The organism is Streptomyces sp. SID13666 (assembly GCF_010548325.1).
In the GTDB taxonomy this organism is placed as follows: domain Bacteria; phylum Actinomycetota; class Actinomycetes; order Streptomycetales; family Streptomycetaceae; genus Actinacidiphila; species Actinacidiphila fildesensis.
Genome location: NZ_JAAGLX010000003.1, coordinates 39,845 through 58,512, shown reverse-complemented (window position 1 = coordinate 58,512; position 18,668 = coordinate 39,845). Strand labels below are relative to the sequence as shown.

14 protein-coding genes and 5 pseudogenes are annotated in these 18,668 nt (G+C 65.0%); 13 read left to right on the top strand and 6 right to left on the bottom strand.

Translation table 11 applies throughout. The features are described from left to right. Nucleotides 1-308: 308 nt before the first annotated feature. From G3I60_RS07350 to G3I60_RS07320, 8 genes and pseudogenes are all read left to right on the top strand, one after another. Nucleotides 309-1,445 (top strand): site-specific integrase, encoded by a 1,137-nt coding sequence (locus G3I60_RS07350; RefSeq protein ID WP_164606906.1) that lies wholly within the window; start codon nt 309-311, stop codon nt 1,443-1,445. 1,308 nt (nt 1,446-2,753) lie between these two features. After that, entirely contained in the window at nt 2,754-4,100 is a 1,347-nt protein-coding gene (locus G3I60_RS07345; protein ID WP_164606904.1) for a GTPase-associated system all-helical protein GASH, read from the top strand. Between the two features lie 5 nt (nt 4,101-4,105). After that, complete coding sequence (locus G3I60_RS45200; protein WP_275416299.1) at nt 4,106-5,065, top strand: hypothetical protein; 960 nt, start codon at nt 4,106-4,108, stop codon at nt 5,063-5,065. Next, nucleotides 5,062-5,910: a hypothetical protein gene (locus G3I60_RS07340; protein WP_239069617.1), complete on the top strand. Its 849-nt coding sequence runs from the start codon at nt 5,062-5,064 to the stop codon at nt 5,908-5,910. The genes G3I60_RS45200 and G3I60_RS07340 overlap by 4 nt, the downstream gene beginning before the upstream one ends. After that, on the top strand, nt 5,879-8,395 hold the full coding sequence (locus tag G3I60_RS07335; RefSeq protein ID WP_343241928.1) for an effector-associated domain EAD1-containing protein: 2,517 nt from the start codon (nt 5,879-5,881) through the stop codon (nt 8,393-8,395). The genes G3I60_RS07340 and G3I60_RS07335 overlap by 32 nt, the downstream gene beginning before the upstream one ends. A 39-nt stretch (nt 8,396-8,434) precedes the next feature. Then, entirely contained in the window at nt 8,435-9,511 is a 1,077-nt protein-coding gene (locus tag G3I60_RS07330) for a caspase family protein (RefSeq protein WP_164606900.1), read from the top strand. Between the two features lie 193 nt (nt 9,512-9,704). After that, nucleotides 9,705-9,857: pseudogene (locus G3I60_RS07325) on the top strand (transporter); the annotation flags it as partial. Between the two features lie 44 nt (nt 9,858-9,901). Then, nucleotides 9,902-10,262 (top strand): annotated as a pseudogene (locus G3I60_RS07320) (hypothetical protein); the annotation flags it as partial. 449 nt (nt 10,263-10,711) lie between these two features. Here the strand turns inward: G3I60_RS07320 and G3I60_RS44510 are convergent. Together G3I60_RS44510 and G3I60_RS44500 are read right to left on the bottom strand one after the other, a co-directional pair. Beyond that, a pseudogene (locus tag G3I60_RS44510) lies at nt 10,712-11,742 on the bottom strand (hypothetical protein). A 69-nt stretch (nt 11,743-11,811) separates the two neighbouring features. After that, complete coding sequence (locus G3I60_RS44500) at nt 11,812-12,009, bottom strand: hypothetical protein (protein WP_203672409.1); 198 nt, start codon at nt 12,007-12,009, stop codon at nt 11,812-11,814. 379 nt (nt 12,010-12,388) lie between these two features. On the opposite strand from G3I60_RS44500, the gene G3I60_RS07310 reads away from it, so the two are divergent. Then, entirely contained in the window at nt 12,389-13,138 is a 750-nt protein-coding gene (locus G3I60_RS07310; RefSeq protein ID WP_164606898.1) for a SpoIIE family protein phosphatase, read from the top strand. On the opposite strand, the gene G3I60_RS07305 is transcribed toward G3I60_RS07310, so the two are convergent. Further along, nucleotides 13,110-14,555 carry an NF041680 family putative transposase gene (locus tag G3I60_RS07305; protein WP_164606896.1) on the bottom strand — a complete coding sequence of 482 codons (1,446 nt, stop codon included), beginning with the start codon at nt 14,553-14,555 and terminating at the stop codon, nt 13,110-13,112. The genes G3I60_RS07310 and G3I60_RS07305 overlap by 29 nt on opposite strands. Before the next feature lie 140 nt (nt 14,556-14,695). Here G3I60_RS07305 and G3I60_RS07300 point away from each other — a divergent pair. From G3I60_RS07300 to G3I60_RS45195, 3 genes and pseudogenes are all read left to right on the top strand, one after another. Then, nucleotides 14,696-15,028: pseudogene (locus G3I60_RS07300) on the top strand (PP2C family protein-serine/threonine phosphatase); the annotation flags it as partial. A gap of 31 nt (nt 15,029-15,059) precedes the next feature. Continuing rightward, nucleotides 15,060-15,542, top strand: a complete 483-nt coding sequence (locus G3I60_RS07295; protein WP_164606894.1) for a universal stress protein — start codon at nt 15,060-15,062, stop codon at nt 15,540-15,542. A 311-nt stretch (nt 15,543-15,853) separates the two neighbouring features. Next, a pseudogene (locus G3I60_RS45195) lies at nt 15,854-15,997 on the top strand (transaldolase family protein); the annotation flags it as partial. A gap of 36 nt (nt 15,998-16,033) precedes the next feature. Here the strand turns inward: G3I60_RS45195 and G3I60_RS07285 are convergent. Next, nucleotides 16,034-16,522 (bottom strand): carbonic anhydrase, encoded by a 489-nt coding sequence (locus tag G3I60_RS07285; protein WP_164606890.1) that lies wholly within the window; start codon nt 16,520-16,522, stop codon nt 16,034-16,036. A 237-nt stretch (nt 16,523-16,759) separates the two neighbouring features. On the opposite strand from G3I60_RS07285, the gene G3I60_RS07280 reads away from it, so the two are divergent. Further along, nucleotides 16,760-17,209, top strand: a complete 450-nt coding sequence (locus G3I60_RS07280) for a universal stress protein (RefSeq protein WP_239069615.1) — start codon at nt 16,760-16,762, stop codon at nt 17,207-17,209. A gap of 334 nt (nt 17,210-17,543) precedes the next feature. On the opposite strand, the gene G3I60_RS07275 is transcribed toward G3I60_RS07280, so the two are convergent. Next, complete coding sequence (locus tag G3I60_RS07275) at nt 17,544-18,014, bottom strand: VOC family protein (protein ID WP_203672408.1); 471 nt, start codon at nt 18,012-18,014, stop codon at nt 17,544-17,546. A 181-nt stretch (nt 18,015-18,195) separates the two neighbouring features. After that, complete coding sequence (locus G3I60_RS07270; protein ID WP_239069614.1) at nt 18,196-18,585, bottom strand: hypothetical protein; 390 nt, start codon at nt 18,583-18,585, stop codon at nt 18,196-18,198. Nucleotides 18,586-18,668: the final 83 nt, after the last annotated feature.

Below are 18,668 nucleotides of genomic sequence, written 5' to 3'. Positions count from 1 at the left end.
GAACACGGGCGAGACCGTGACGGGGGTCATCGCCGCGCTTCGCCGGGCATGTCCTACGCTGTTCGCTGACGGCGCGCACCCTTCAGGGGCGCGACCTTTCACCGCCAGGAGTCGCAGCCATGCAGCGCACCATGTTCAAGTCCAAGATCTAGCATCTGGGCATGTGTGCAGGTCAAAGCTATGATCGGGTGGCTCAGGTCAGCAAACGGTCAGCATTGGGCGCGGATGCGTCGTGACATGCTGACCTGGCGACCGCCGCGCGGGGACCAGAGCGCAGATGCTTGGCTCTCGCTCGGAAGGTTCATCACATGGCTCGTCAACTCGCCCGGGGTATGGGCTCGTTCTCCAAGGGTTGTGCCTGCGCCAAGCCGACTCGGTGCCCCCATCCGTACACCATCCGTTTCCGCAGCGGTCTGGGGAAGCAGCTCGAAGAGGGCGGCTTCGCCACGCAGGACGACGCGATCGAACGCCTCACGCAGATCTACGCGGAGAAGAAGCGCACGGCGCCGTCTGTCGCGGAAGCGCGCCGGGAGTTGGGACAGAAGACGGTCGCGGAGTACGCCAAGCAGTGGCGCCCCCGGCAGCGCCGGATGACTGAATACTCAACGGGCGAGCACGTCAACAGCTCCATCAACGTCCATATCGTTCCGCGCCTAGGTTCGCGGAAGCTGATATCCGTGACCCCCATCGTGGTGGAGCGTTTCCTGGACGAGCTGGAGGCCGACGGCGTTGGCCGGGGGAATCAGGTCAACATACTGCGCACCCTCAAGGCGATTCTGCGGGACGCCTACGACAAGGGGGCGATGGCGGATGATCCGATCAAGGGGGTGCAGGAGCCGGAGTACGTTCGCCAGAAGGTGGTTATTCCGGACCTGGCATATGTGAAGCAGGCGTTGGCGGTCGCGGGTGACGACCTTGCTCTGGAGATCGTGATGATGGCGGGGTGCGGATTGCGCAATGGCGAAGCCAGGTCCGTGAATATCAACAACGCGGTAGCGGACGACGTGTACCGGGTACACGAGCAGATCCACTCCAACACGCACCGTCCGGCGAAGCTGAAGCATCGCAAGGTGGGGGAGTTTCGGGAGGTTCCGCTGCCCCGCTCGGTGCGGGAGGCGATCGAACGTTATGAGGCGAAGCACGGCACGACGAGGGAAGGGTATTTGCTGCGGGGGCCGAGCGGGTACTACACGGAGCCGATGGAACGTCGGCGCGTCCGCGCACTGTTTGAGAAGCTGCCCGTAGTGGACGGGATGGGGATGTACGGCTTTCGGCACTACTTCGCCTCCAACGCGCTGGGTAGTGGCATCCCGATCACCGACGTGGCGGAGTGGATGGGGCACAAATCGATCGAGGAGACGTACCGCACCTACCGGCACCTGATGCCGGGGAGCATCGCCAAGGCGGCACGCGTCCTGGACGCCGGCCTGTGGGACGCGGCCTGATCGCAGCCAAACCTGCCCGCGACTGCCCTTCGGAGTGAGCTGTAACGGCACCACCTGGCACAGGTTGTAGGGGCCGTCCAGAGGCGTCCACTGGGTACAAGGAAGTGGCGTAATGCCAGGTCGGGGTCTTGTGGTCTAGGGTCGTCGGTGTTGTTAGTGAGACGTCTGTGAGAGGTGAGGGCCCCGCCGGTTGCATCTGGCGGGGCTCTGCCGTCAGGCGTGGGGGGCTGCAGTGGGGGTGGTGCTGGCGGGTTCTGTGTCTGGCGGCAGGGTGTGCTCCGGGGTGATTGACGCGGTTTGGTGATGCCCCGGCTCGCCCATCCCGCTTCTGCTGTGGGGCGGGCGGTGACGACACTGCGTGGTATCCGGCGGGGGTACCTTCTGCGGAGATCGGGAAGGGCGGATCGTCAACGGGGCGTTCAGTGACCGCCGAATTCAAAAAGGCGCAGGGGTCCGTAATGTCCGAGTCGATGGAAGTGCTTCAAATCCGAGTTCCTGAGGCTGACTTCGCAGGTCACCAGCCTGCTCCCCGCTCGCGCGGGATGGACCCGTCATAGAGACGACGGGCCTGGGCCGGCCACCCTGCTCCCCGCACCCGCGGGGATGGACCCTGCCGTGTCCCGCCTGAGGTCGGCGTGATCAGAGAGGCCACGCAGGAGCTGCTCCCCGCACTCGTGGGGAGCCGTAGTGGGGGCGACAAGGGTGCGCTGGATCGGTCCGGGACGCCTGCGGGTGCGGCCCGATCACGTACTGGGCGACAAAGGCTGCAACTCGAAGGCGATCCGGAGTGGCTGCGGCGGCACGATATCGGCCGCACCATCCCCGAACGGTGCGACCAGATCGCCAACCGCCTGCGGCGCGGCCGCCGCCCGCCTACTCTCATTCAGAGCTCTATAAGTACCGCCACCTGGTCGAACGGTGCTTATAGACCGCCTGAAGCAGCGGCGCGGCCTCGCCACCCGCTACGAGAATCTGCGGAGTCCTACCAAGCAGCCTCCACCCTCGCATCGCTCCTGACGTGGGCGTGACGTCTCGAGGCAGCCAGCCCCAGCCGGTACTTCCGTCGGGGTGGCCGTGTGCCGTATCCGATGTACGTAGTGTGCGGTTCCTGGGCGGATGCAGCGCAGCTTATGCGAGTGTCGCGACATGCGGACCAGGCCCAGTGGGTCTACTGTCGGTAAGCTCTGGTGCCTGACTTGCAGTTCAGAACCGAGGCAACTGCGGGACGTGAACCACATGCGGCGACAAGCCGGCTGGCCGGTGTTTGACCGCGATACGGTAGCGGGGCACGGCGGGAATGGGGCGTAAGTGGCTGAAAGTATCCTTCTGCGTTTCTTGACAAGTGGGCTTATTGATGTCCAAGGAGATGACACCAAGCTCGAGAAGATTGGCCTTGCGGCCGGTGACCTGGCCGGTGCACTCCGGAAGTCTCCTTCCAAGGCGGTCGCCTACGTCCTAACGGCTGTCGACCCTGAGGTAGATGCTGGCGATCCCGTGATCGTCGAAGCGCTCGCCGCTCTCGCCAAGCACTGGGTGACGTATGTCAACACCTTCTCCGGCCCGCCGGTGGCAGTGGCTCGCGCCATCGTTCTTGAGGCTCTCGTCCAGGCGGCTGCGGACAACGCCCCAGTCGGAGCGGCCTTTGTCGCTCTGACTCGCAATGCCTTCGCGGTTTCGGAGTTGGGTGCGGACACTTCGGTGTGGGCCGATGTGATCACGGGGATCGAGAAGGTAGTCGACGCGCGGGCCGAAGCCGAGTGGGCGGTGCCCTCCTCCGTCCCAGCCCCGGTCGCGGACTTCAAGGTCCCGGACCTCACGCCGCTGGCGGTATCCGCCGGTCGCACGGATGTTGACCAGCTCAGGGCCGAGTTCCAAGCAGCGGCGGGCCCTCAATACGCGCACCCGCAGCAGGGGCAGGTGGCCACGAACGGAAATCCCCACTGGGCGCACAACGCCCCCCACAACTGGGTAGGTGAGTTCGGTGATCGTATGGCTGTCTCTGTGGCTGAGGCTCTGGATGCGGCCGTAGACGGAGTGACAGTTCAAAGCGTCGATTTGTCGGAGCCGATCCGGTCGCTGGCAGCGGGCGTGTCCGGGTACGTCGCGGAAGCACTGACCGCCGTGGCAGCCGCCACCGCGGGCCTCCAGCGGAGGGTAGCCCTGTTGTGGTGGAAGGAGTCTCTGTTCTCTCCGACCGGTCAGGTCAGTTACCGGGACCTGCCACCGACCGTGGCGGCAACCCTGATGGCCTTCGACCTGCACCAGCAGGTGCCAGCGTCCTCCCCTGCTAGCGTGGTTGCCTTCCTGGCTGAGACGGTTATGTCGCTTCCCCTCGTTGAGGTGGAACAGACCTACGCGGTCCGTGACCTTGTCGAACGTGCGCAGACCGATGCCTCGCTAAATGGAGCCCGGGATGCCGGGGCACTGATCACGGCAGAACCCGAAGGCCGCGGGCCGGTGATCGCGCTGATCGCCCACCGCGATGTTCCTGCCTCACGCGACGAGAACGCCTTTCGCCGCTTGACGGGGGTACCACATGATGCACGCTTGACACTGCCGCAGTGGGCGTGCTGGGTGTTTCGCGAGTTCCAAGCCACCAGCGCCACAGCCGCCACCAAGGCCAGCCGCAGCGGCAGACGGCGGACACGAGCGTGAACGGTATGAATGACTGCTCACAGCAGAGCTGCTTCGTTCCCGACACCGGTTGTGCCCTCGGCCACGTAGACCTTTCCGCATGCCCCGTGTATCACGGCACAGGCAAGGCGACTTCCGCGCCCGAGCCAACGGATGACGTACTGCTGCCCTGGTCCGGCAGTGCACTGGGACTTGCTGATCTCGCCTTCGTCGCGGGCCGCGCTCGTCCCCGCATCATCGCAACCATTGGGCCACAGAACGCCGGGAAGACGACCATGTTGGGCGCCTGGTACTTGCTCCTCGGCCGCGGCGCTGCTGATCTGCGCGCAGGCCAGTTTGCAGGCTCGTTCTCCCTGGCCGGCTGGGAGGCAGTGTCGAACTCCCTCCGGTGGGCCCCGGGCCAGGCGCCCAGTTTTCCCCCCCACACAACCAGCCGCAGCGGACGGGCCCCAGGGCTGCTGCATCTGAGCTTCCGTGCCGAGCAGAAGAAGCAGCCCACGGACTACCTGTTCACCGACGCGCCAGGCGAGTGGTTCCAAAAGTGGGCAGTCAACAAGGGCGGGTCCGAGGCCGCAGGGGCCCGTTGGATCGCCGAACATGCCGATGTCCTACTTCTCGTCGCCGACCGTGAGGCGCTGTCGGGCGCGACCATGGGGTCCGCCCGCAATGCCCTGCAGCTACTCGCCGCCCGCGTGGCTGACGAACGAAAATCTCGCCCTACTGCACTGGTATGGACCAAATCAGACGTCCCTATCACTCCCGGAATGGAGGACTCCGTCCGTCAGTCCGTATTTGGCCCCATGCCCGGGGCTGGAGAATTCTCAGTCCGCATCACCTCGGGCGACACCGGCGAACGGCAGGCAGACGGCTCCCTGGCTAGCCTTCTGGACTGGGCACTCACCTCACGACCGCCGTGCGCCGTTCTGCCGCCAGTCCCATCCGCCAGCGACGACCCGCTATTCATGTACGGGGTGGGGTCAGCATGAGCACTTCGGGCGATTCCATCCTTCTGCTCGGCGAGAGTGGTGTGGGAAAAACGCATTACGGGGCGCAACTTCTCAGGCGGCTCATGAAGAAGGACTGCCGACTTCGCATGGACGGCCAAGCGACAAACCTTGAGTCGTTTGAAGCGGCACTGGAAAGTCTCAGCGAAGGAAGAGCAGCCGATCACACCGCTACCTCCACCTACGTGGACAGCGTGTGGCCCGTATCGCAAGAGAATGGCACATGCGGACAACTCATTTGGCCCGAATACGGCGGCGAGCAGATCAAATCCATGATCGAGTCGCGTCGCGTGCCAAGTGCGTGGCGTACGCGTGTGCAGCATACAAACAGCTGGATGCTGATGATCCGCCTCCAACAGACGCAACTGGGCGAAGACGTACTCTCACGCCCCCTTTCCGACCTGCGGAAAGCGGCTCCTGAGAACTCAGCCCACCAGATCTCGGACCAGGCGCGCCTCATTGAGCTTCTCCAAATGCTCATCTACGTCAGGGATATGTCGTCCCCACTTCGACTGGGAAACCCACAGTTGGCCGTACTGCTCACTTGCTGGGACGAACTCGGATTCGACGGCACCCCGGCCGAGGCACTCCGGGCACGCCTGCCAATGTTTTGGGCGTTCCTCAGTGCCAGATGGCCTGAGCCTTGCGTCTTGGGGCTGTCAGCCCTGGGGCGCCCCCTCAACCCGCACACATCCGACAGCGAGTACTCCAGTTGCGGCCCTGAGCACTTCGGGTTCGTCGTGATGCCTGAGGGGACGCACTCACCCGACCTCACCTGGCCAATCCACCTCCTTCTTGACGAACACAGCCGACAAAAGGCGGACTAGGGCCTTGCGTATTCATGCAGAGCAGGCGCTGTTCGGGGAAGTCCGGGGAGGGCATGCGCTCAGGGAAACCAGTGGCCTCCGGGGCCTTGCAGCCGAGCTAGCACCCCGACTCGACCTGCCCGACACCGCACCGTCTGGCGTGGAGTGGTCACCTTTCCTGTCAGGGTTTCCCCACGATGACTACTACGTGCTCGCTCGCACCTTCCGGGACCCGCAAGCAACGCGGGCAGGAATGGTGCTGTCTCACGCGCTCATCGTGTCTCTCAACGACCTCGTCTCCGCCTCCGACCTGCGACCCCTTCTCGCTCGGCTGATGGCCCGACCCCACGCCCCTCTGACCATCGCACCCCTGGAACTCGAATTCGAGAACGACATCCCCCCTGCCGCAGCCGATCTGCCAGCGGCCGCAGCAGCGCTCGTACAGCGCCCGGCCGGCCCCGCGGTCCGCCTAGGCCACCAAGACTTCGACGACCTTGTCGTGTCCTTGTGGGCTCGGCTGTGGCCGGCGATGCGCCGAAACTTCGCGTTCCGCCTCAGCTTCGGCCCCGCCGACCTTGTCGAGATTCCAACGCCAGCACTGGTATGCACCCCCCGTAGCCTCGAAGCGCGGTGGCGCGGGTACAAGCGGCTGGACACCGTGACACCGGTGCCGGGCTCCCTGGTGGCCGCCGCACTCACCGACCACGAGGAGAGCACACTACTACTCTCCTTCGCTGACGAAATCGGAGCCGAAAGCAACGGGTTCAGCGAACTCTCCCTGCTGGAACAGGCATACCGGCTCACTACTGACGTGCCGGCCACGATCGACAGCACCATCGCCGCCGTGCGGCTAGTGCAGAGACTGTCACCCGAGCCCACCCGCGGCACGAGCGGCAAGGCCGATCTCATTAGGCGCCTACTGCACCAGCTTGAGACCGCGACCACAGACGACGTCCTGACACTGCGGAACCTCGACATGCAAGGGTTCGACCACGCCCAGGCGGTATGGAAACAACTGGCGACGTGGACGGGGGACAACGCCTTCCCGGCCACCCAGGATATGTCATTCACCACGATGATTCAGGACGCCACACAGCCGTCCAAGAGCACGCGCCTATGGCGGGAAGCCGTTCTCGGAGGACTGCGGAAGGCGGCGTGCGCGCCAGGTCCGGGGTTCGCTCGCGCTGTATGGCGCTGGGTTGCAGCTGATCCAGATCTTTTGCGGCCTCTGTGGACAGCGGCTGAACCGGAGGGGGAGTTGGAGGGACGACTGGTTGAGACTGCCCCGCGCACGCTGCCCCTCGGCGCGGCGCAACACATGATCGCCCTTGCCCGCGAAGGGCGTTTCTTGCGACTGCACGGCGTCGCGGCGTCGACGGCCTTCCCCCCATGCGAGGCCGCCCGCCTCCAACTCGCCATCCAAGCCAACCCTTTCGCGGACGGCCTGGAGCTAGCGTTGAGGAACGCGACGCCGGAACAGATTGTGCGCTGCTCGATCGACATCGGCGACCCACGGATGATTGACCTGGCAGGCGCTTACGCCTCCCGGACACTAACGCTCCTCACGAACGTCGACTTCTCCACTCAGACGGCTCAAGCCCTGTGGGCGGCCTCGCTGAACTACGACCTGAACGCTTGGCGAGGGCCCGCTAACCCAGAGGCCGCATTTCAATCGGCTCTCATCGACCTTATTGACGGCCGACCTGTCCATGACGGCCTCATCGGCGCTCTGTCCCGTACGCCCCTAGCCGACCTGAGCGGTTTCTCACGCCGTTCCGAACTATGGGCGAAACTCAGCGGCCCGGATCACGACGCCCTCATCAGGGCGACCGTGCAGGGATGGCTGGAGAAGGCTGCTACGGGCCTGCCCCCGTTCCACCTGGAACCGCTTCTCCAAACCGCTGTTCTCAGTAGTCCCGAACTCGACGGTCAGCTTGGCCGTTTGGAAGCCGGTGCGGTTGTCGGGATTGTGACGGTGTTGCCAGCATTCGAGGAAGATCGCTTCCGCAGATGGCTTCGCACGGTTGTCTCCAGTGGGCAGCGCATTCCTGCCGCTACCTGGGAGGCCATCGGCCATCTCGCACTGGATCGGCATTGGCGCCACACGGCCGGGGATTTGACAGTCATGCTGCGTTACGGGCGTGAGGACATCCGGCCTGCGCTACGCGCGTGCCTGCCTATAATCAGTCTGTTGGACCGATGGCGACACGGACTGTCCGCGGTCAGCTCCGCCGAGCGGTGGAAAGCGCTGGAAGACCTGGCGGCCGAGCTATACCCGGCAGGACCCAACGACCGCGAGTTGTGGGAACGAGCAGGCGGCCGTGCCGCCGATCTCGATCAAACAGGCACCGGCCGCACACGATGGCACCAAGCACTCCAACGCATCGAGCACGGCAGCAGAAAGCCTCGCTTGAAGTCACTTCTGGACGAAATGCGGAACGACTACCCGGCGAACCAATCCCTTAGTTTTTTCGCTAGTAACCAAAAATTCACGAACGAGCGATGACCGCCGAGCGGTGCTCGAAGAAAATGGGGCTGTGAGAAAATGACCCACGGGGCAAGGCGTGCACTAGTTATCGGTGTGGCAAACTACGACAATATAAGCAGTCTCCCAGAGGCCGTACTGAACGATGCCCGGGATATTGCATCCACCCTCCGGGCGGTAGAGTACTGCGGATTCCCGCCGAACCAAGTCCAGGTCCTCCTGGACGACCAGGCGACTTTGGAAGGGATTCGCTCTGGCTTGGCCGACCTGGCATCATCATCCGTGGCGCAGGACACAGTCGTTATCTTCTTTTCGGGACATGGTGCCCGATTCCCCGCAGCCGTAGGCGAAATCAGCGCCCTCCTTCCTGTCGACTGTCAGGCCAACAATCTTCCTGGAACGGCACTCCTCGAAGTTGAGCTCACCGCAGCACTTTCCGCAATCAATGCACAGCGACTGGTGGTGCTGGTCGACGCCTGCCACGCTGGTGGAGTGGCCGCACTGAAGACACATCGCGAAGAAGATCCCATCCGCACAGGGTTTAGCGAAAAAGCCCTCCATCAGCTCACCCAGGGAACCGGCCGCGTCGTTATTGCATCATCCCGCGCGCAGGAATTCTCCCTGGTGATGAACGGTGCTCGTAACAGCGTGTTCACGCAGTACCTCCTCGAAGCATTTAAAGGAAAAGCGCGCACAACAGGAGACGGTCTAATCCGGGTATTCGACGTCTTCAACCACGTCGCCGAAAATGTCCGCACATCCTTTCCCGGTCGACAGCACCCCATCTTCAAGGCTTCCGATCTGGAAGACAATTTCCCCGTCGCACTCGATCGTGGCGGTCTCAAAGCCCCGACCCCCACGGAACCAGTTGAGCCCGACAGCTGGCGCGAGATCGAGACGATCATGGCGGACCTATACCCCGCAGGCCCGACCGATCAGGAAGTCTGGGCCCGGGCAGGCGGAGACCTCTCACGCCTAAGGCTCTACGGGACCGGTCGGGCGAACTGGTTCGGTGCGCTGCGTAACCTCAAACTCGGCGGGGGAGGACAGCGGATTAGTCTCCGCACACTGCTCGAAACAGCAACTGGAGACTTCCCCCACCATCCTGAACTCGCAGCCCTGAAACGCCAAGAATAGGCGCACCAGCGCGTCCGTTTGTGCGTCTTTAGCTGTCTGCTAGGAGATATCGCGCTCTACGAGGTTGTGTCAAACCAACGGCTGATCTTGGTCATTCAGGGTCAGCCGTGCCGCTTGCACGGGTTTGATCTCTTCCTCCGGAAACGATCTTGCCCCGGCCGTTGTTGCAGGACGGGAACGCGGGGAGGGGGAGGTGTCGGGCCTGAAGCTGTTCAACACAAAAGGCGGCGTGACCGAGGTCATGCCGCGTCTTGCTGACGTCGAGGCAGATATTCAGAGCCTCATCGAGGCGCATATGGAGCCCATGCTGGGGGTCCGGTTTCTCGCAAGCCAGTACTCCACCGGGCGTCTGCCGCCGTGGCGGGCGCGGCCACTTTCGTCTGGCTCGGAATGGTGCTGGCGATCTCCTTCCTGGAGGCACCGCTGAAATTCCGCGCCTCCAGGGGTGACCATCCCCATCGGACTGGGCATCGGCTGGCTGGTCTTCCGGGCGCTGAACCTCGTGGAGGCCGTGCTGGCCGGCGCTGTAATCGTCGCGGTCGTCGTGGGCGGCGCTCCCGGCGTGGTCACCCTCCTGACCGTCGCCGTGTCCCTCCTGCTCCTGGTACAGGTGGCCGTGATCCGTCCCCAGCTCAACCGCAGGTCCGACCGGGTACTGGCCGGAGAGTGCCTCCCTCGTTCCCGTGGGCACCTGTACTACGTGGCCGCCGAGGTCGCGAAGGTCGCCGTCCTGATCTGCCTGGGGATCAGCCCGGGCTCGTTGTTCACACTCTTCCTTCGAAGAGGCATGGGCGCCGGAATAGCCAGGGTCCAGGGAATCGCGAATCCCGTGGGCCAGACCGCGATCACACATGGTCAGAGATGAGGAGTCCGTCACCGCGTACACCAGCACCATGAATGAGGGCGGTCAGGTCCTCGCGTGCGGCAAGGCCGTGTCCGAACGTCAGCAGTGTCACGGGAGGCATCACAGCACGCTATCAGCGGCGGACGCCGATGCGTCGTCGGCAGCGTTAGCTGGTTTCCAGCTCCGCACGGCGGGCCCGGACTCGGCTGCGGTAGACGATGAATCGCGAGGCCGCGCAATGCATGTGAGTGCTGCCCGGGCCTGTGAGCAGGGCCCGCTCCGCGGTGTTAGCGCGTCCTCCCGCCCCTCCCGCCTCTGGTTCGCGGCGACGGCGATCCGCGCGGCGTCAGGCGCTCTCACGAGTCTCTCCTCTGTTCCCGATGCCGTTCCGCTGAGTACCGGGGCTGGTGGCTGGTGGACCAGCCATGTGCCGCCGCGATCCGGTACGCGTGCGCGACGATCTCAGCCGCCGCGTCCTCGGTGGGGAGGGTGTCGGTGCCAGGGCGACGGCGAGGATCTGCATCACCGTCAGCGGTTGGGGAAGGGCTCCGCTCGAGAGGGCGAACGCCAGGAAGGGGACCGCTTCGCGGACCGCGTGAGTGAAGATGTAGACGATGAATTTGCGGATGTTGTCGTAGGTGCGGCGGCTGGCTTCCAACTGCGGCGCCGACGAGGATGTGTACGCCCGCCGACGGGGGTGCCGGATCGTCCGCCGGGCGTTCGCCCTGCGGGATCCACAGAGCGACCGCCCGCATCCGGTTCTCGATAAGGGTGCCGGTCTTGTCGGTGCAGACGACGGTGGTCGCGCCGAGCGCCTCGCCGGCGGACAGCCATTTGACCACCGCTCCCCGGAGGGCCAGCTCCCGCACGCCCATGGCCAGGGCGAGGGTGATCGCCGGAAGCAGTCCCTCGGGTAAGTTGGCGACGAGCAGCCCGATGGCGAAGGTCGCGCCCGCTCCGAGGGAGAGACCTGCGGCGAGGCCGAGGGGCAGAAAGGCCACCCCCACCGCGATCGCGATGATCCCGATGAGCCGGGCTGCGCGCTTCACCTGGTGTTCCAGGGAGCTCTCCCTGCGGTGGGTGCGCTGGCTGAGCGCCGCTACCCGGCCCAGTTCGGTATGCATCCCGATTACGGTGATCACTGCTGAAGCCTGGCCGCCGGTGCACGCCGTACCTGAGAACAGCAGATCCCTCGTGTCAAGAAGCGGACCCGGACGGTCGACAGACTCGGCCGTCCGGAACGCGGGGAAGGACTCTCCCGTGAGCGCCGACAGGTCCACTTCGACCCCCCGCCGATCAGCCGTGCGTCCGCGGATACGCCGTCGCCCTCCTCGACGATCAGGACGTCCCCCAGCACCAGGGACGCGGCGGCAACATCACGGGTCACTCCGTCGCGGACCACCGTCGCCAGTTCCGGCAGGAACTCGGACAGCGCCTCGACCGCCCGCTCGGCCTGCTACTCCTGGGCGAAGGCCAGCAGCGCATTGAGCAGGATCACCGCCAGGATGGCCACGGCCAGCGAGGTCGTGCCGGTTGCGGCGGCCAGTACGGCGGCAAGCACCAGCAGCAGCGCGAGCGGATGGGCGAACTGGTGTACGAGTTCCCTGAGTGTGTGCCGTCCTCCGCGCCGCCAGCGCGTTGGGTGTGTCGGCACACTGCGCCTTCGGCATCTCGGGCACTCCTGTTCCGCGACGACGTCAGAGCGGACAGCGCGTGGACCGGGGCGGTACGGAGCGGCCGACAACATCTTTCCCCTTTCCCAAGGTCCCACCGCGGAGCGCGCCCGGCATCTCCCAACGCCATGCCCCACCATGGAGCGTGTGCCTCACGTTGATCGTGACGCCTGGCTGTAAGCGCGTACCGGGAGGTGAACCGTCAGGCTCTGGTAGGGCAGCCCGACAGCAAAACTTGCGTGGATGGGATTTCGGCGGGACGGTAGAAATGTGTTCCGTTGGCTGATGTGGCCTCACCTCATTGACGCGCTCTCCAAGGCGCGCGGGCGGCGGAAGACATCGCGAAGGCGTGTTCAGCACATGCCCGGCGTCGCCTTGATGTCCGTGGTGGCGCTGACCATTCCCCTCGTGCTGCTGGAGCTGGCCATCAGTGACAGCACGGTGCGATTGATCCCCCTCATGATTATCTTTCCCGCTCTGACGGCTACCATCGGTACGCTACGCGAGACGGTTTATGCCGTCGGGTGGGTGATCCTGGTAATCATCGCAGTACTGGTCTACCGGCCGCTTCCCTCACTCGGCGACCAGGTCATCGTGATGGTGCTGGCCTTTGTTCTCGGCATGCTGTGCGTGCTGACCTGCCATAAGCGGATCAGACGGGAGGAGGAATCCCGGCGGATGCGATCTGGCGCTGCCGCGCTTCAGCGCCAGATGCTGCGCCCCTTGCCTGTGCTCACTGATCGGGTGATCGTCGACGGAGTATGTCTTCCGGTGGAGGAAGACCTACTGGTGGGCGGTGACATCTACGAGGCTGTGGCTTCGCCGTACGGGACGCGTCTGCTCATCGGCGACGTTCAGGGCAAGGGCTTGCCCGCGGTGGCAGCCGCCTTCGCTGTGCTCGGCGCGTTTCGTGAGACTGCTCAGCGTGAGCCTACGCTCACCGCTGTAGCGGACGCTCTGGAGACGGCAGTCGGCCTCCACAATGCCTTTGCGGCGCAGACCGGAGAGCCCGAACGGTTCGTCACTGCTCTCATCCTCGGCGTCGATGGTTCGGACGCAACGCAGGCCCTTAGCTTGGCGTTTAACCCCGCTGGGCTTGGTGTTCCTTGATCGATTCGGCGCGTTTGACGGTCTTGCCGACGTCGTGGCGCCTGGCCCGTTGCTTGTTCTTCGAGCCGGGAGGCCGTCCGGGACCTGGTCGGGACGGTTTCGGCGCGCTTGCCGGGCTGACTGCTGTCGCGCGGACGTTGCGAAACCCCCGGCGGACCCGTGCTGGGGTGAGGCGGCGGGACTCGCTGGGTCGTTCCCAGGGGCGACGCAGGTCCTCGGCGAGGGGCCGGGCGAGGCGGAGTTGGTTGTGGGCGGCGATGATCAGCCAGGTCCACAGGTCGGCCGTGTCGGGATTCCTGATTTTCGGGGCGGTCCAGCCCAGGGTCTGTTTCATCAGGCGGAAGGTGTGCTCCAGGTCGAAGCGGCGGAGGAAGGACTGCCACCAGCGGTCCAGGTCCGCCGGTGCGGCGGCGGTGGCCGAGCACCACAGCCAGACCGGTTTCGGGTCACGGTCACCGGGCAGGCGCTCGACCTTCAGGCGGATCAACGTGCCGTGCAGGACGGGGAGTTCTTCCTTGGCGTGGTTCAGCCAGGGTCCGCGGTGGGTGAGTCGGGGGTGCATCCGGTCCCAGGCCGTCGCGGTGGCCGTGCCATAGCGGGTTGTGTCCGTGGCGGTTGTGACGTCGGGCCCGTGCCAGCTGTCGGGCTTCTTAAATGTGAGGACGCCGCCATGCCGGCGGGGGCGCCCGCCCCGGGGACCCGACCGGGCGGGGCCGGGGTCGCGGAGCATGACCCGGTCTGAGCGCAGGCGCCCGACCAGCGCGACGGGCAGGTCGGCGAGAGCGTGGGTCAGATAGGCGACGTCGTAGCCGGAGTCCATCACGATCAGGATGTCCGGGTCGCCTGGTCTCCAGTGACCTGCGCTCATCAACCGTACGACGACATCGCGGAGTTGGGCGGCAGTGACGGTAGTCGCGTCGTCGGCCGGGCCCAGGCGGACCGCGTCCAGGAGAGCGACCCAGGAGGTGCGGCCGGACTCCAGGGCCGCGACGAAGGAGTAGGGCCAGCCGGGCACCAGCTGGTCCGAGCTGCGGTCGCCGCGTCCGTAGACATGGCAGAAGAGCCGGTCGCCGCTGGTGGGAGCGTCGGGTCGCAGCCAGTGCGACACGTCCACGGCGAGCACGATCCGCCCGTCGGCCGCCTTCGGCAGCGGCAGGCCCGCCAGCGCGCGGCGCAACCGTGTCGGCTCCAGCCAGCCACGGTCCAGGGCCGCGTACAGCGCACCGTGCCCGCGCCGATGCTCGACCGCCAAGGAGAGCTCGACCAGAGTTTTCACCGGCCCGTCCGCACACAGCACCGCGTCGGTGAGCTCGAAGAGCGCGTCCGCGCGTCTGTACAGGCAGTCGTAGAACTCGACACGAAAGCGGGACAACACACCCAATGCCTCGCCTGCGGGTGCGTCGACGGGGAGACTCATATGCAGCGGCCGTTCTCTCACGATTCGTTACTCGACATCTCGAAGCGTGAGGAACGGCCGCGTCCGCTGTCCCGGGAAGAACCGCAGTTCAGCAGGTCGGGTGACCTGCGGGGTTAAACGCCAAGCTTAGCTGCGGCCACCTTCCGCTGTACCTCTTGGACGGGGGACCCGTCACCACCGCTCCCACGGGCGAACCAGGCGTGCCGCTCGGTCTGGCGGAACTTTCTGCGGAACCCAGGATCGTCGACTGGTTCGACTTCCCCCCTGGTGCGACACTCCTGCTCTGCAGCGACGGCGTCACCGAGGCACGTGACACCGCAGGCGGGTTCTATCCCCTCGAAGAACAACTCCGGGTCTGGGCGGATGTGTCTCCGTGGGACGTGGCCCACGACCTGGCCGACGACTTGCGCCGTTACACCAGAGGTGACCAACGGGACGACATCACCGCGCTGGTGGTCCGCAGGGTCACCTGAACCCGCAGTGCCAACCGAAATGGATATTTCCATGACGCAGTTCACGGGGCATGCACCAATCGTTGTGGGAACCGATGGCTCAGACATCTCCGAACTCGCCATGCGCTTCGCCCTGCACGAGGCACAGTCGCGGAATACCAGCCTGCGTGCGGTTTGTGCGTACGATTTCACGGCCTCCAGGGCAAGCAGTTACGGATGGCTGACCGTGCCGGATTCCTACGGCCTGGACACACAGATACGTGACGCCACGTATGAGGCCATTGCCCACACCGTGGAAGAAGCCATGCAGCAGTTGGGGGGTACCCCGGTCGAGGTAGAGATCAAAGTGGAGCCGGGACGCCCCTCGCAAGTCCTGCTCGAAGCGAGTGCAGATGCCTGCCTCTTGGTCGTGGGCAGCAGAGGCTCGGGCGCGTGGGGACGCCTCACCCTGGGGTCCACCAGCACCGAGGTCGTGCATCACGCACACCTCCCTGTCGTGGTCGTGCCGTCCAGCACGCCAGCAAAACCATCCTGATGCACGACAATCACCTGCTGTGTTCCTCGGATGCCGAAATGAGAAGGAAGCGTCGTGGATGTGCTTGCTCGGCTATCGGAGAGCGGGAGATCTATCTGGCTCGACGCTGAGCCGGCAGAGGCTGACCGACCGTAGCCTGGCACAGCTGGTCAGGGGCCGGCATGTCGTAGGGGTGACGACGAACCCGATGATCTTCGCAAAGGCCAGCGATGCCTACGGCCCAGATTCAGGACTTGGCGCTGCGCACCGTCGAGGTCGGCGAGGCACTGCAGGCACTGCAGGCACTGACCACGTTGGTTGTGCGCAGGATGTCGCGCGCCCAGCTCTGGGCGTCCGCTGGGGTGAAGGACCCGGCCTACGACGACACCTGGTACGTGATGGACCTGGTCGCCCCCGACGTGGTCAGCACCATGTCTGAGGGGACACTGGATGCTGTTGCCGACCACGGTGTCGTTCCGGCTCGCAGCATCCGCGACGTATCGCTCCTGTGATCACTGCACCTTGTTGAGCCGCCCCGTGGCGACGTCATAGACATACCCGCGCATGGCATCATGGTGAGGGATGTAGGGGCTCGCCTTGATACGGCTCATCGAGCGGCGGACATCGATCTCGACATCGTGGAACGACTCTTCCGGCCAAAGGGGCTTGCGGCCGCCCGTGCTGCGGATCGGCGGCTTGAGGCTATAGGCGGGATACGTGAGCATCCGGCAGTCGGTGTGATGGACCAGGATGATCTCGCGAGTATTCAGCAATTGCTGGCTGATGGCGAGGGAGCGGATGACGTCGTCCGTGACAACGCCGCCAGCATTCCGTATCACACTTGCCTCACCCTCCCTCAGGCCGAGGATTGCGTAGATGTTCATCCGCGCGTCCATACAGGCCACCACGGCGACGTGCTGGGTCGGCTCCATCGGTAGTGGTCCGGGGAACTCCAGGGCGAAGACCTCGTTGTTCTTGAGGTAACGATCGATGGCTGACATCGTGCCTCCTTCGCTGCCGAGTTTGCAGGCCCCGGCCTGGGCCAGTGCCCGAAGGCGGTCGACTGGTGCTGTCGCAGCCGCCGGTCGTGCGCGGGCGAGACTGCGAGCCTTTGCCGACCTCTCATTTTAATAGTCAGTCCGTTTCCCAACGCGCGCGCACGGGACCGCGTCTCCGCGCAGCAGAGCGTCCATACTCAGGCAAGGTAGCCAGTTGACCTTGAAAGACAGGTGGTCTATATGCGCGAAATGCCAGGCGGACTCGACCGGCGGATTGTCGTCGGTGTGGATGGATCGGAGGCGTCGATGGTTGCATTGCGTTGGGCAGTCGGGCACGCCAAGGGCTTCGATGCAGTGGTGGCGGCTGTGATCGCATGGGAATTCCCCACTACGTACGGCTGGGTGCCGAAGCCACCGGAGGAGTGGAACTTCGAGAAGATCGCCAAGGAAAGGCTTGCTGCCACGCTTGAGCTGGCACTGCCCCACGGTGGACACGTCGGGGTGCGCTCATACGTCCGGAAGGGTCACCCTGCGGGTGTCCTGGTGGATTTTGCTCGGGGCGCGGAACTACTCGTGGTCGGAAGCCGCGGACACGGCGGATTTGCTGGCGTCCTGCTCGGCTCTGTCAGTCAGCACTGTGTGACCCACGCCACCTGTCCCGTCCTGGTTGTCCGTGGCGCGGGCACCTGATTCAAACAGCCGGACCTGGCGAGTACCCATGAACAGTGTTCAGCGTGTGACCGACGGTGGCGAGCGTGGAAGGCCCTGCGCCAGACGCACCAGGGCTACTCGACGAGCGCTTTGAGAGCGGCGAGAAATGCGACACAGGGGCGCCGTCGAAGGAACTACCAGAAGTAACCCCACCAAGGGGAGCCGACCATGGCGGTGGCCGGCTCACCACTGATCTGCGCGGTCCCGCAGCGCCGGCGCTCACAGCACCCACCCTGCCGTGACCCACTGGCCGGCAATTCCGCAGACGTTGGCGACCTGATGCCTCCCGGGGGCAGAGCGGCCAGGGCGATGCTCACCAGGTGTAGATCCGCGTCATAATCTCATGCCGTGCTGCCTTGTTCGGCCCGGGGTAGGCGATGACCAGAGGCACATTGTCGGGATCGCGTCCCTCGACCACGGTGAAGCCGTCGGCCATCTCTCTGGACGAGGTGTGGGCAGAGCGCTCTTTGAGGATCCGCTCACACCGGTGGAGATCATCGAGGCTGTCCGCAGTCCAGATCACGTACTGAACGCCAATACCGCCCAGGGCGTGGGTGACCCTGCCCATGCCGCGCACGTATACCTGCATGTCGTCGGAGCCAACGAGCAGCGCAGCGGTAGTGGTGCGGACTGTGACCCTCATCTTCAGCAGTTCGCGGTAGAACTCCACCGACCGGTCGAGGTCAGATACGAACATCACCACCGATGCAAGCTGCGGTCCGCGGTCCGCCCCCGGCGGATCGGCCCGTTCGGCGCCGGCTGCCGACTCGCCGGCACCGGACATCGAGGCTGCGTCTGATCCCATCGAGGCCCCCAATTTCTGCCCGCTGCCGTCTCGGCTTTCCCAGGAAGACCTTCTCTGTACGCTACAGGCCCCCCGCACCTACCGCTCGGTAAGGCAGGGGTGGTGGGAAGCCTCGTACCAGGGCGCGACACTTTCATCCGCGCCAGTTTCTCGTGGTGCCTCAACCGGAGAGCGAGGCGAATCCGCCGATCAGAGCTCCGTAGGCGATGTGGGCCAATATGGTGACGGCCGGTGTGCTCGGGCCGTAGTTGAGCATCAGGAAGCCGGGGGGTTCGAGCAGTGCCACGTCCGGAGCACTGGTCATTGGGCTGCCCATGCGGGGGTGGACGAGCGGCAGCAGGGTATTCACCAGCGCCGTGACGGCGAAGAGTCCGTGGACCAGGCCGAACAGCGCGCCCAACCACCAGCCGGCGTGATGGATAGCGAGGAAGACGGCATAGTAGACGAAGGCGAAGATCTGCCCGTTGGCGAAGTGCATCAGGTACCCGAGGGCCTTCGCGCGGGTGCGGTCGACCGTGACCACCGTGCCGAGCAGAAACGGCAGATCCATGCGTGTCAGGCTCAACGCGCTGGCTGCGCGCAACGCGGTAGTCAGAATGAGCGTTCCGATGAATCCGCCTGCGGCGATACCTG

What these genes read in the sequence shown, in the direction of transcription:
- G3I60_RS07350 (WP_164606906.1), top strand. Translation starts at nt 309, where the DNA reads ATGGCTCGTCAACTCGCCCGGGGTATGGGCTCGTTCTCCAAGGGTTGT.
- G3I60_RS07295 (WP_164606894.1), top strand. Translation starts at nt 15,060, where the DNA reads ATGACGCAGTTCACGGGGCATGCACCAATCGTTGTGGGAACCGATGGC.
- G3I60_RS07340 (WP_239069617.1), top strand. Translation starts at nt 5,062, where the DNA reads ATGAGCACTTCGGGCGATTCCATCCTTCTGCTCGGCGAGAGTGGTGTG.
- G3I60_RS45200 (WP_275416299.1), top strand. Translation starts at nt 4,106, where the DNA reads ATGAATGACTGCTCACAGCAGAGCTGCTTCGTTCCCGACACCGGTTGT.
- G3I60_RS07310 (WP_164606898.1), top strand. Translation starts at nt 12,389, where the DNA reads ATGCCCGGCGTCGCCTTGATGTCCGTGGTGGCGCTGACCATTCCCCTC.
- G3I60_RS07330 (WP_164606900.1), top strand. Translation starts at nt 8,435, where the DNA reads ATGACCCACGGGGCAAGGCGTGCACTAGTTATCGGTGTGGCAAACTAC.
- G3I60_RS07285 (WP_164606890.1), bottom strand. Translation starts at nt 16,522, where the DNA reads ATGTCAGCCATCGATCGTTACCTCAAGAACAACGAGGTCTTCGCCCTG.
- G3I60_RS07305 (WP_164606896.1), bottom strand. Translation starts at nt 14,555, where the DNA reads ATGAGTCTCCCCGTCGACGCACCCGCAGGCGAGGCATTGGGTGTGTTG.
- G3I60_RS07270 (WP_239069614.1), bottom strand. Translation starts at nt 18,585, where the DNA reads ATGGATCTGCCGTTTCTGCTCGGCACGGTGGTCACGGTCGACCGCACC.
- G3I60_RS07280 (WP_239069615.1), top strand. Translation starts at nt 16,760, where the DNA reads ATGCGCGAAATGCCAGGCGGACTCGACCGGCGGATTGTCGTCGGTGTG.
- G3I60_RS07275 (WP_203672408.1), bottom strand. Translation starts at nt 18,014, where the DNA reads ATGTCCGGTGCCGGCGAGTCGGCAGCCGGCGCCGAACGGGCCGATCCG.